The sequence below is a fragment of the Martelella mediterranea DSM 17316 genome, from assembly GCF_002043005.1.
GTDB lineage: Bacteria > Pseudomonadota > Alphaproteobacteria > Rhizobiales > Rhizobiaceae > Martelella > Martelella mediterranea.
This window is the reverse complement of sequence record NZ_CP020331.1, coordinates 60,486-72,085: the sequence shown is the minus strand read 5'-3', so window position 1 is coordinate 72,085 and position 11,600 is coordinate 60,486. Positions and strand designations below refer to the sequence as shown.

Annotated in this window: 11 protein-coding genes and 1 pseudogene; 11 read left to right on the top strand and 1 reads right to left on the bottom strand. The window is 60.1% G+C overall.

Going from position 1 to position 11,600, the window contains the following annotated elements:
• Positions 1 to 164 precede the first annotated feature (164 nt).
• From Mame_RS22065 to Mame_RS22040, 7 genes are all read left to right on the top strand, one after another.
• Positions 165 to 1,055 carry a substrate-binding domain-containing protein gene (locus Mame_RS22065; protein ID WP_026173835.1) on the top strand — a complete coding sequence of 297 codons (891 nt, stop codon included), beginning with the start codon at positions 165 to 167 and terminating at the stop codon, positions 1,053 to 1,055.
• 139 nt (positions 1,056 to 1,194) lie between these two features.
• Complete coding sequence (locus Mame_RS22060; protein WP_018066850.1) at positions 1,195 to 2,706, top strand: sugar ABC transporter ATP-binding protein; 1,512 nt, start codon at positions 1,195 to 1,197, stop codon at positions 2,704 to 2,706.
• Complete coding sequence (locus tag Mame_RS22055; protein ID WP_018066849.1) at positions 2,706 to 3,668, top strand: ABC transporter permease; 963 nt, start codon at positions 2,706 to 2,708, stop codon at positions 3,666 to 3,668. The genes Mame_RS22060 and Mame_RS22055 overlap by 1 nt, the downstream gene beginning before the upstream one ends.
• A gap of 18 nt (positions 3,669 to 3,686) precedes the next feature.
• On the top strand, positions 3,687 to 4,646 hold the full coding sequence (locus Mame_RS22050; protein ID WP_018066848.1) for a tagatose kinase: 960 nt from the start codon (positions 3,687 to 3,689) through the stop codon (positions 4,644 to 4,646).
• A gap of 50 nt (positions 4,647 to 4,696) precedes the next feature.
• A complete protein-coding gene (locus Mame_RS22045) occupies positions 4,697 to 5,977 on the top strand; it encodes a D-tagatose-bisphosphate aldolase, class II, non-catalytic subunit (RefSeq protein ID WP_018066847.1) in 1,281 nt (426 codons plus the stop codon).
• Between the two features lie 110 nt (positions 5,978 to 6,087).
• A complete protein-coding gene (locus Mame_RS26805; RefSeq protein WP_155122254.1) occupies positions 6,088 to 6,375 on the top strand; it encodes a hypothetical protein in 288 nt (95 codons plus the stop codon).
• 85 nt (positions 6,376 to 6,460) lie between these two features.
• Complete coding sequence (locus Mame_RS22040; protein WP_018067037.1) at positions 6,461 to 7,468, top strand: LacI family DNA-binding transcriptional regulator; 1,008 nt, start codon at positions 6,461 to 6,463, stop codon at positions 7,466 to 7,468.
• 950 nt (positions 7,469 to 8,418) lie between these two features.
• Here Mame_RS22040 and Mame_RS22035 read toward each other — a convergent pair.
• Positions 8,419 to 8,919, bottom strand: coding sequence for a ferritin-like domain-containing protein (locus Mame_RS22035; RefSeq protein ID WP_018067036.1), 501 nt, complete (start codon positions 8,917 to 8,919; stop codon positions 8,419 to 8,421).
• Positions 8,920 to 9,168: 249 nt separating this feature from the next.
• Between Mame_RS22035 and Mame_RS22030 the strand changes: the two genes are divergently transcribed.
• From Mame_RS22030 to Mame_RS22015, 4 genes and pseudogenes are all read left to right on the top strand, one after another.
• The gene (locus Mame_RS22030; protein ID WP_018067035.1) at positions 9,169 to 9,927 is read left to right on the top strand and encodes an SDR family NAD(P)-dependent oxidoreductase; all 759 of its coding nucleotides are present in this window, start codon (positions 9,169 to 9,171) and stop codon (positions 9,925 to 9,927) included.
• A 107-nt stretch (positions 9,928 to 10,034) separates the two neighbouring features.
• The gene (locus Mame_RS22025) at positions 10,035 to 10,505 is read left to right on the top strand and encodes a MerR family transcriptional regulator (protein ID WP_018067034.1); all 471 of its coding nucleotides are present in this window, start codon (positions 10,035 to 10,037) and stop codon (positions 10,503 to 10,505) included.
• 19 nt (positions 10,506 to 10,524) lie between these two features.
• Positions 10,525 to 10,866: pseudogene (locus Mame_RS22020) on the top strand (DDE-type integrase/transposase/recombinase); the annotation flags it as partial.
• Positions 10,867 to 11,096: 230 nt separating this feature from the next.
• Positions 11,097 to 11,567, top strand: coding sequence for an NUDIX hydrolase (locus Mame_RS22015; protein ID WP_018067033.1), 471 nt, complete (start codon positions 11,097 to 11,099; stop codon positions 11,565 to 11,567).
• Positions 11,568 to 11,600 lie beyond the last annotated feature (33 nt).

Sequence of the window (11,600 nt, the reverse complement as noted above, 5' to 3'; positions counted from 1 at the left end):
GTTCAACGCCATGCAACCCATAAAAATATTTCCGCATAAATACTTTAAAATTGACGCGCGTAAAGATATATGCTCCTACTGCTTAAGGAGATCAGGCGGGGGGAGCCGCGACCTGAACCCGATGACATCAAATCGGCTCTGAAAAACTGTTCCGGGAGGATCACATGTTTCGTCGTGCTATTTTGAAATCCGTACTCGCACTCGGCCTGCTGTCTGCAGCCGCAGCGCCCGTCTTTGCCGATGGCATTGGCGCATCGCTTCTGACCCAGCAGCATCCCTTCTACATTGAACTGGCCAAGGCGATGACCGAAGAGGCGAAGGCCCAGAATGTGCCGCTCGAAGTTTCCATCGCCAATCAGGACCTGTCCAAGCAGCTGGCCGATATCGAAGACTTCATCGTCAAGGGCGTCGACGTCATTGTCATTTCGCCGGTCGACAGCAAGGGCGCCCTGGCTGCGATCATGAAAGCCAGGCAAGCCGGCATCAAGGTCATCACCGTCGACATCCCGGTCGAAGGCGCGGAAGTCACCTCCTATATCGGCACCGACAACTACACCGGTGGCGTCAAGGCTGGCGAGCTGATGGCCAAGGAACTGGGCGGCAAGGGCAAGGTCGCAATCATCGACTATCCGACGGTCCAGTCGGTCGTGAACCGCATCAACGGCTTCAAGGACGCGATCGCCAAGCATCCCGACATCGAGATCGTTGCGCAGCAGACCGGCATTACCCGCGCGGAAGCCCTGGCCGCTGCCCAGAACATGCTGCAGGCCAATCCCGACATCGACGGCATCTTCGGCTTCGGCGATGATGCAGCACTTGCCGCTGGCGTGGCCGTCAAGGCCGCAGGCCTGCAGGACCAGGTCAAGGTCATCGGCTTTGACGGCATGCAGGAAGCGCGCGATGCGGTCGACAGCAATCCGGTCATGGTCGGCGTGATCCAGCAGTTCCCCGACCAGATGGGCAAGCTTGCGGTCGACACCGCAATCAAGGTCATCGCCGGCGAGGACGTAGCGGCCGAGCAGCCGATTGTTCCCGGTGTCTATACCGGCAAGTAAAAGCCTCCCAAGGCTGTCCGCCCCGGATCCGCACGGATCCGGGGACGGCGTAAAGGCGCTGCAGCGCAGGCCCGATAGGCAATGTCGCGGGCCAATATCCTAAACTCAAGACAATGAGACGGGTACGGGGAGACGTCGCATGACAACGGCTGACGAAGATACCGTTTTGCAGATTCGCGACGTCAGCAAGGTCTTTGGCGTCGTAACCGCACTGGATAACATGAAGCTCGATGTACGGCGCGGGCGCGTTCATACGCTGCTCGGCGAGAACGGCGCGGGCAAATCGACCCTGATGAAGATCCTGGCGGGGGTCTATCAGCCGACCTCGGGCCATATCCGGCTCGAAGGCGCTGATTACCAGCCGAAGGACCCGCAGGATGCGGCCGCACGCGGCCTTGCCATCGTCTTTCAGGAACTCAGCCTGTGCAACAACCTGACGGTCGCTGAAAACGTTCTCGCGACCCGTGAGCCAACGGTTGCCGGCTTTATCAACGACCGCGCTCTCGTTGCCATGGCACGCGCCCTTGTCGCCGATCTCGGCCTGCCGATCGACGTCACCGACAAGGTCGGCGACCTCTCGATTGCGCAGCGCCAGTTGGTGGAGATCGCCAAGGGGCTGAGCGTCGACGCCAAGGTCGTGGTTCTCGACGAGCCCACGTCCTCGCTCAGCGACAGCGAGGCCGAACTTCTCTTCGCCATCATCGAACGGCTGAAGGCGCGCGGCGTCGCCGTCATCTATATCTCGCACCGCATGGAAGAAATCATGCGCCTGTCCGACGACATCACCGTCATTCGCGACGGTTGCTACGTCACGACACGCGCGCGCGACGACGTCACCATCGATGAACTTATCGCGCTGATGGTCGGTCGCTCCATGGACCAGATCTATCCGCCGCGCGAAGTCGATGCCCCGGCAGAAACGGTCGCCCCGACCTTCGCGGTCAGGGGCCTGTCGCGCGACGGCGAGTTCGAAGACATCTCATTCGAGGTGCGCAAGGGCGAGGTCCTGGGCTTTTTCGGTTTGATCGGCTCCGGCCGTTCCGAGGTCATGAACGCGCTCTTCGGCGTCAAGACCGCAACGGGCACCGTTGAACTCGATGGCAAGCCGCTCTCCATCACCTCGCCGTCCGTGGCGATCGACCAGGGCATTGGCTTCGTCACGGAAAACCGCAAGGAACAGGGTCTTGTACTCTCGCAAAGCGTCGCGTCGAACGTGACCATGGCCGCCATCGGCAGGTTTGCCGCCAGGATCGGCATGATGAAGCAGCGGGCGGAAGACGAGGCTGCGCTTGAGGAAATCGATCGCCTGTCAATCAAGACGGCAAGCCTCGATACGCCGGCGGGCAGTCTTTCAGGAGGCAACCAGCAGAAGATCGTGCTGGCCAAATGGCTGCTGACCCAACCCAGGGTGCTCATCCTCGACGAGCCAACCCGTGGCGTGGATGTTGGCGCCAAGTACGAAATCTACAAGATCATTCGCCAGCTGGCGGCCGAGGGAGCCGCAATCCTGCTGATCTCTTCCGAGCTTCCGGAAGTGCTTGGCATGAGCGACCGCGTCGTCGTGATGAGCGAGGGCCGCATCTCGGCCACCGCCTCGGGCGACCAGCTGACACCCGAAACCATCATGACATTCGCGACGGGGCAAAAGTGATGACCCAGATCCAATCGAGAAATTCCATGCTCCGCCGGTCCTTCAAGCAGTATGGCGGCATTTTCCTGGCGCTCGTCACGCTTTGCGTCATCTTCTCGGTGGCCAATCCGCGCTTCATGTCGGTCGCCAACTTCACGAATATTCTTCAGCAGGTCGCCGTGATCGCCATCTGTGCCTTCGGCATGACCTGGGTGATCCTGCTGGGAGAAATCGACCTGTCCGTCGGCTCCATCATCGCGGTGGCAGGCATGGTCGGGGCGCAATGCTTCGCCTTTGGCATGGGGTTTGTGCCTGCCGTCGTCCTGACGCTTGCCGCCGGGGCGCTCATGGGGCTCTTCAACGGTGCATTGATCGCCAAGCTGATGTTACCCTCCTTCATCGTGACGGTCGCCACGATGGGTATCTATCGCGGCATGGTCAGCCTGCCGACCAATGGCGCACCGGCCATGATCCTGAATGAAACCTGGACGGCAATCGGCGCCGGCGCCTTTCTCGGCGTTCCGATCATCATCTGGATCGTCGTTATTCTCTTTCTCTTCAACCATATCCTGCTCAGCAAGACGACCTTCGGTCGCCGCGCCTATCTGATCGGCGGCAACAAGGAGGCGGCTGCCTATTCGGGCATCAAGGTCGACCGGATGAAGATCTCGATCTTCATGCTGTCAGGCATCATGGCAGCCATCAGCGGCATCCTGTTGTCGTCACGTCTTCTCTCGGCCCAGACCAATGCCGGCATGAGCTACGAGCTCGACGCAATCGCCGCAGCCGTGCTCGGCGGCACCAGCCTTGCCGGCGGCGTCGGCACCATGATCGGCACCATCATCGGCGCGCTGATCATCGGCGTGATGAACAACGGCATGAACATGCTGTCGGTCCCCTATTTCTACCAGCTGATCGTCAAGGGGCTCGTCATCCTGATCGCCGTCTGGCTCGACGTCCGCTCCAAGCGCGCGGCGAGCTGAACTCAAGGATCACCTGACATGACCAAGGTTTTGACCATTGGCGAGGTTCTCGTTGAAATCGTCGCCACAAAAAAGGGAAACGGCTTTCGTGAGGCGGTTCCGCTGATCGGCCCGTTTCCATCCGGCGCACCGGCGATCTTCATCGACCAGGTCGGCAAGCTAGGCGTTTCGTCCGCCATCATCTCGCGGGTGGGCGACGACGATTTCGGTCACGTGAACCTCGACCGCCTGAGGGCCGACGGCGTCGATATCAGCGGTATAGAGGTCGATCCGCAGGGCACCACCGGTTCGGCCTTCGTGCGCTACCGCGAAGACGGCAGCCGTGCCTTCGTCTTCAACATCCGCCATAGCGCCTGCGGCACGATCTCGCTGACCTTTGAAAACCGGAAGACGATTGAAACCTGCACCCACCTGCATGTGATGGGCACAGCCCTTTATGCGCCAAGCGTCGTCGAGACCGTCATGGTAGCGCTCGACAGCGTCAAGGCGCGAGGTGGCACCGTCTCCTTTGATCCCAATCTCAGACCCGAGATCATGAACAGCCCCGGCATGCGTGAGGCCCTGTCGACGGTTCTTACCCGCACCGATCTCTTTCTGCCGAGCGGTGAAGAACTCTTCCTGTTCACGACGGCAAAAGAGGAAAGAGCCGCGATTGATGAGCTGCTCGAAACCGGCATCGAGGCTATCGTCGTCAAGCGCGGCGCGGCCGGTGCGCGCTATTACGATGCGGACCAAAGCCTCACCCATCCCGGCTTTGCGGTTGAAGAACTGGACCCGACAGGCGCTGGCGACAGTTTCGGCGCGGCCTTTGTCAGTTTCTGGTTGAACGGCTCGCCCCCCGCCGAAGCGCTGACCTATGCGGCTGCCGCAGGCGCGCGCGCCGTCACGAAGATCGGCCCTATGGAAGGCACGTCCAACCGCGCTGAGCTTGACGCCCTGATTGAAGGCGCGGGGCCGATCGCGATCACCAGGCAGTAATGCCCAGGCCCGTAATCCGCGGGCCAAAACTCCGGAAGAAAGTAATCGACATGACCAGCAATCCCCTCAGCGACATCGCCCAGTGGAAATCGAAACCGGGTCCGAACGGTATTCCTTCGATCTGCTCCGCCCATCCGACCGTCATCGAAGCCTCGATGCGCCACGCGCGGAAGGATGGCGGGTTGCTGCTGGTCGAGGCGACCTGCAACCAGGTCAACCAGGATGGCGGCTATACCGGCATGACGCCAGCCGATTTCCGCGCCTTTGCCGAAGGTATTGCCGCCCGGGTCGGCTTTCCCGTCGAACGCCTGATCCTTGGCGGCGATCATCTCGGTCCCAATCCCTGGAAGTCCCTGCCTGCCGATGAAGCCATGGAAAAGGCCCGCATCATGATTGATGCCTTTGCCCGTGCGGGCTTCACCAAGCTGCACCTCGACACGTCCATGGGCTGCGCCGGCGAACCCGCCGCCCTGCCCGACGCGATAACGGCGGAGCGTGCGGCAAGCCTGGCAGCCGTCGCCGAAAAAGCAGTCACGGAAACCGGCGGAATGAAGCCCGTTTATATCATCGGCACTGAAGTTCCGATCCCCGGCGGGGCCATGGAAGAACTCGACGTGCTGGAAGTCACCCACGCCAATGCGGCGCTCGAAACGGTCAGGATCCACGAAAAGGCGTTTGCCGATCTCGGCCTGACCGACGCCTTCAGCCGCGCCATCGCAGCCGTCGTTCAGCCTGGCGTCGAATTCGGCAACGAAAACGTCATCGCCTACAATCCGGCGGCAGCGAAGAGCCTCAGCGCAACGCTTGCACAGATGCCGGCCTTCGTTTTCGAAGCCCATTCGACCGATTATCAAACGCGCGCGGCGCTGACTGCCCTCGTCAATGACGGTTTTGCTATTCTGAAGGTCGGGCCTGGTCTTACCTTTGCGCTGCGCGAAGCCTTTTACGGCCTCGACCGGATCGCCGACTTCCTGTTTGCCGGCAAGCGTGACGCCACCCTGATCGAAACCATGGAAAAAGCACTCACAGAAAAGCCCGGAAACTGGGAAAAATACTACCATGGCGATGGTGCGGAACAGCATGTCCAGCGCCACTTCAGCTACAGCGATCGCATTCGCTACTATTGGCCCCAGCCGGAAGTGTCCGCGGCAGTGGAAGCCCTCTTCGATCTTCTGGATGGCGTGGAAATCCCCGAAACCATGATCAGTCAGTACCTCGCCGCACTCTATCCGCGTGTGCGAGCCGGCGAGGTCAGGCCCTTTGCCGGGGATCTGGCGATTGCCGCCGTCGATGCCGTTCTGGATGACTATTTCGCCGCCTGCCGCGGCTAGAGCCGTTCAGGCTTAAATGGAAGCGTTCTGCGGCAAGGAATTTGCGCCAGGACCAAGGGCTTTGGCGCAGGGCATAGCCGTCGCTATGTCCAAGCCGAAGACCGCCGGTAATGGCGCAAATTCATGCCGCCCAGTTCAGCGCGCTTGACGCGCTGAACCGACTCAATCGCGGGCGTGTTCATTCCATGATCAGAAGATCATGGAATGCCGCCCTTGCGGGTTTGCCGAAACCGGCCATCCACTTTGTCGAAGCCCTTCGACATAGCTATGGCTATGCCGCGCGGACTTCTTCGCGTGGAATGACCGGTTTGGGCAAACAGAACGGATTCCATTTAAGCCTGAACGGCTCTAAAACAGTGGGTTGCGGCTGCGGCGCTCTAGCCTCATCATTTTGTTGAGGTAAAGTCGCAGCCGTTCTTATTGATCGATTTGGTCCTTGTCGCCGAAGGAAAGTGCACCGTGGATAAGCCAGCGGTCAAAACCATGGAGGAGTTCGCCCAGCTCGTGGGCCTCTCGCGGCCGACCGTGTCGAAATATTTCAACGACCCCGGCTCGGTGCGGGCCAAGACCCGCGAACGCATAGAAGAAGCGATCCGGCAATCCGGCTTTCGCCCGAACATGTTCGCGATGAATCTCAACCGCCGTCGCAGCAATATCCTCGGCATCATAATTCCGAATTCCACCGATCCGTTCTACATGGCGCTGACCCGCCGGGTCGAACTCCTGGCCAACGAAGCGGGCTTTCTGGCCTTCATCCTGTCGTCCGACGGCAATCCGGCACTCGAACAGCGCGCCATCGAAACGTTGAAATCGATGAACATCGCCGGTGCCATCATCGCCCCGCTCGGCGATCGCTCTCACCAACAGACCCTGAGTGAGCTCGGCACCACGATTCCGCTCGTTTACGTGGATTCTCCACTCGACGAGACCTCGTCCTTCGTCGGCACGAACAATCGTCAGAGCTTCCGTCTGATCGTCGATTATCTCTGCCGATCCGGGGAGCCGCCGTGCTACCTTGGCATGCCGCCGGTCAACAACAATGCGCGTAGACGTGAAGTCGCCTATATCGAGGCAATGGAGGCATTCAAGATGGCTCCACAGCTTGTCGAGACCACGCCATGCGATAACTGGGATTTCGAACGTTTCGGCTTCGAACAGATGCAACGCAGCCTGCGCAGCGACAATGGCCTGCCAACGCGCACGGTCCTGTGCGCCAATGACCGTATCGCCTTCGGCGCAATCGCCGCCGCATGGCAAGCAGGGTTGAAGGTCGGACGCGGTGACGACTATGACATCCGTATCGCCGGCCATGACGACCACCCGCTTTCCCGTTACGCCTGCCCGCCCATCACCACCGTCGCTCAAAACTACGATGAGATCGGCCGTCTCGCCACGCAGCTTCTGCTCTCCAACCTCGACAACGAGTCCCCACCCGCCGTCAGCAACCGAATTCTGCTCGACGCCCAGATCATGCTGCGCAGCTCAGCCTGACAGCGGCTGTCGCAGGTGTGGACGGCATAGGTTCTCACCGGATCTCACTGGAGCCGACCCATCCGTTGAGCAACACTCAAATGAGCAACAAAAATCGCAACACAAGAGCGAGGCGTTGCGATTTTCCTTTCTGGAACTAGACGTTGAGCGGCTTTACCAGAGGCCGCGCCGGTTCCCCGAGGAGATACGGCGCTGAGGTCAAATCACCTTGCCAGTCTCTCTTTTAACAACCAAGGTCGTCGCTCGAGCCGTAAGCGCCAAGCCGAGGCCGTTCAGGCGTGGTAGTTCCAGTGAACAGGGCTAACTTATAGACGCGGACAGAACTGGGAGCAGGTCAAGAGATCCATACCTACACCTGACCTGGTAGAGGGATTCCACGCACAAGATCAGGGACCCAATCCCGGAAGGTGGCGGGAGCAGTGTCAGTAACCAGCGCAGATATCTGCCTCGAATGACAGGTTTGACGTAAACATCAAGTGAACCGGTACAGCCGCAATGGAGGCGCAAAGCCACTTTTGGAACCGTCGCCTGGATAGTGGGGTGCGCACCCTGTGTTGACGGACAGCACTAGGTCTTGAAGGGATACGAACCGACCACCCCGTCGTTTAATAGCTGAAGCGGCATCGGCTCTCTAGTTTCGGCAAGAAGTTGGGCTACCAAACCTGACAGACAGGTTTCCAAAACGCGAGTCGAGAAAGCGAATTTTACCTGCATCGCGTACGGTGGCCCTCTCGGCCTTTTGGAGTTCCGGGGACGAAACATTCTCCGGCACAGCTTCAAAGAAGCCGTCGTGGAAAACCACAGGTAGCATCCGCCAGAGCGCCGCCGCCGTGCATACGACCCCTAACCAGATGTCGACGCCATCGCACGGTAGCCCACTTTACGAATGTCCCTACCATAAAAGGGGCCGCACGATCTTTCGTACGGCCCCTTTCAGGTTGCTAAAAAGTTCAGGAGGCGGCGTCCTTGTTGACCCCGCCCTTCGTGGCGATCTCGGTCATGCGGCGGTCGCCGTCATAGGTCTGATCGAGGCAATTCTTCAAAATCGCCGCGTCACCGTCCAGACCGAGGCGGTTGGCGAAGGCGGACAGCGTGCCGTAGCCCGCAAGTGCGTAATGTACCATACGCTGGTATTGCGGGATGATGGCGGCGTCGCGCACGTCAGCGTCCGTGATCTCATCGGACAGGCCATGCTTGCGCGCTTCCTTTACGAGGCCTTCCATACCCATGCAATGCTCCGCGTTTGGCTTGATGCCGTGATCATTGCACAGCTTTTCTATCTGGGCGATACCATCGGCAATCCCGTTGCCGCCATCGATAAGCGCCTCGGACAACTCCTCGTCTTGGGCAGCGCGGCCGAGTTCGGTCACAACGGGCAGGCACTGTGTGTTAGCGCTCCAGATGTCCTGCAGTTGGTCGAGGTAGATGTCTTTGAGCGAGTTCATGGCCATGTCGGAATCCTCTGTTCTGGTTAGTCCTCCAACGGGTAGCACCATGGAAAGTTCCTCCGATCGATATGGCCTGCCAGTATCCTCTTGCCCGCTCAATCCGCCCTTTTGGTGTCCCGTCCGTGGTTCGAGTGTTTACTTGCCCTTGCATACCAGCCTTCAGGATTGCCCTTGACCCTGACACTAGCGTCAACCCGCTAGGAACGTCGCGAAGCGCAGGAACGCGCACGTTCATTGGAAAGGAAAATCAAGATGAATGAAGACTGGCAGGGCAAGGTTGCCATCGTGACGGGCGGGAGTTCGGGCATCGGGGAAGCCACGGCATTGGCTCTAGCGGCACAGGGCGCCAATGTGGTCATAACCGGTCGCAATGAGGCGAAACTGGCCGGTGTGGCCGCGAAATGCGCAGCGGTCGCGACCGTGCGCGCCGATGTCGCCGACCCAACGGGCAGCTGGCGCATTCTCGAGACCGCGCTTACCCGCTGGGGCCGGCTCGATCTGGTCGTCAACAATGCCGGCGCCGGCAGGCCGCTTCCGATCGGCGCCTATGACGGCGAAGCGATTGCTGAGATTTGTGCGGTGAACATCACCGGGCCATCGCTTCTCCTGAAGGAAGCTTTGCCGGCGCTTCGGGAAACGAAAGGCGCGGTCGTCAACATCGGGACGGCCGTCTCGCAGAATGCCGCACCGGGCCTGGCGCATTATGCGGCCACCAAGGCCGCGCTCGAACATCTGACGCGAGCCTGGGCCGTCGAGCTCGCTGGCGATGGCATCCGCGTGAATACCATCGCGCCCGGACCGGTGAAAACCGGTGCGCTGACCGGCATGATGGGGCTTTCCCCTGAGATGGCGAGCACGATCGAAGAGGCCGAAGCCGCTGAAATCCCGCTCGGCCGTCGCGGGGCGACAACCGATCTTGTGCCGTGGATATTACGGCTCGGCAGTTCCGCCAACGAATGGCTGACCGGTCAGGTCATCACAATTGATGGCGGATGGTCGCAGAGGGGCTGAAGCGTCTATCGGTCGTTAACTCCGGGCAGGACGGTCCCGGCATCCCTGCTCGGAGGTTGCTGCCTTCCCGTGTTTCGGGCCTTGAAAAGATGAGCGCGTCATCTGAAATGATCGTCAACGAAGACTTGCCGAAAGGTCCCGACATGCAGATCAAGGAAGCAGCCGAACGGCTCGGCATTACGGAGCGCATGCTGCGCCACTATGAACGATCGGGCCTGATTGCGGCCCGACGGCTGGAAAACGGCTATCGCAGTTACAACGAAGCCGATCTGCGGCGCGCCGGCCGGATCCGGGATTTCATCGCGACTGGCTTTTCGACGCGTGAGGTCCAGGCGATGGCGGCCTGCCTGTCGGACGAAGGTGCGGGACCGTGCGCGGGCGGCGTCACCCAGCTTCTGACCAAGCTTGGACATATCGATCGGCTGAAAGCGGAGCTCGACGTAAAACGCGCGGCCGTACTCGAACGCCTTACGTCTTTTCAGGAGGCGCTTGAGAAGCTTGAGCAGGCCGATGGCACTGTCACACCTGACAAAGCCGCAAAGATTGCGAGATCACCCGAGCACCGTGAAACACTCTGACAGGCATGATGGACAGGGGAAGCGCCTGATGCGCAAGCTATTGAAAGGGCCATGGCCGCGAGTGATGATCACAGACAGACTGGGATCCTACGGCGCAGCAAAGCGAGAGAGCACGCCTTGTGTCGAGCATCGCTCCCACAAAGGGTTGAATAACCGTGCGGAGAATTCTCACCAGCCAGTCACGCGACGAGGGCGGATCATGAAGCGCTTCAAGTCACAGCGACATCTACAACGCTTTGTCTCCCTCCATGATCAGATCGCCAACCTGTTCCACATCCCGCGCCACGACATACCCTCCAATCATTATCGCGAATTGCGTTCCACAGCGATGAACCTGCGGGCGAAAATCGCCCGAGCATGATCGGCGAAACAGGCCGTTGTCATGGTCTGCCCTCGTTGCCGTTAAGTTTACGATGCCGGCGCGGATGCCGTGGACACCGGGCTATTGCCGAGCGAAACGGCTGCCCGCCGGCAAGCGAGGGAGCGTGTTGCAAGGTCAGATAAGATGGGACTTTTGCCCCACTAACCTTGTGATCGGACGAGCATTTTTATAAGCAGCGGGGATATTGACCGCTCCTGCACGGTGTCCCGATGTTCTCAAGGATCTGGAATAGCTATCTCGCCCCTCTTCTCGGCCGGCCTGCACATGTGCAGATCGCCGCGCTCTGCTATCGACAGGGAAATGCCGGACCGGAGGTCCTGCTCATCACGTCGCGCACGACCAAGCGCTGGATCATCCCGAAGGGATGGCCGGTGGCCGGCACGGATGGAACGGGCACGGCGCTGGAAGAGGCGTGGGAAGAGGCCGGGGTTCATCGTGGCGCCGAAGCAAGGCGCATCGGACGCTATCGCTACAAGAAGATCGTCGATGGAGGATTGCCGGTGACCACGGATGTGTATGTCTACGCGATCAAGGTGGTTGAGCTTGCCGACAGTTTTCCGGAAATGGAGGAGCGTGAGCGCAAATGGATGCACCACGACGATGCGGCACGGGTCGTGGGGGAGCCTCAGTTGAAGGCGATCCTGAAGGATCTTCCGGCTCTTCTCGAACAGGTACGTTGACGTTGAGAGCCGAGCCACGAGCCGGCGGTTTTC

Excerpts from the sequence above, each read along its gene's own strand:
- Mame_RS22065 (WP_026173835.1), top strand. The coding sequence starts at position 165 with ATGTTTCGTCGTGCTATTTTGAAATCCGTACTCGCACTCGGCCTGCTG.
- Mame_RS22060 (WP_018066850.1), top strand. The coding sequence starts at position 1,195 with ATGACAACGGCTGACGAAGATACCGTTTTGCAGATTCGCGACGTCAGC.
- Mame_RS22055 (WP_018066849.1), top strand. The coding sequence starts at position 2,706 with ATGACCCAGATCCAATCGAGAAATTCCATGCTCCGCCGGTCCTTCAAG.
- Mame_RS22050 (WP_018066848.1), top strand. The coding sequence starts at position 3,687 with ATGACCAAGGTTTTGACCATTGGCGAGGTTCTCGTTGAAATCGTCGCC.
- Mame_RS22045 (WP_018066847.1), top strand. The coding sequence starts at position 4,697 with ATGACCAGCAATCCCCTCAGCGACATCGCCCAGTGGAAATCGAAACCG.
- Mame_RS26805 (WP_155122254.1), top strand. The coding sequence starts at position 6,088 with ATGGCGCAAATTCATGCCGCCCAGTTCAGCGCGCTTGACGCGCTGAAC.
- Mame_RS22040 (WP_018067037.1), top strand. The coding sequence starts at position 6,461 with ATGGAGGAGTTCGCCCAGCTCGTGGGCCTCTCGCGGCCGACCGTGTCG.
- Mame_RS22035 (WP_018067036.1), bottom strand. The coding sequence starts at position 8,919 with ATGGCCATGAACTCGCTCAAAGACATCTACCTCGACCAACTGCAGGAC.
- Mame_RS22030 (WP_018067035.1), top strand. The coding sequence starts at position 9,169 with ATGAATGAAGACTGGCAGGGCAAGGTTGCCATCGTGACGGGCGGGAGT.
- Mame_RS22025 (WP_018067034.1), top strand. The coding sequence starts at position 10,035 with ATGATCGTCAACGAAGACTTGCCGAAAGGTCCCGACATGCAGATCAAG.
- Mame_RS22015 (WP_018067033.1), top strand. The coding sequence starts at position 11,097 with ATGTTCTCAAGGATCTGGAATAGCTATCTCGCCCCTCTTCTCGGCCGG.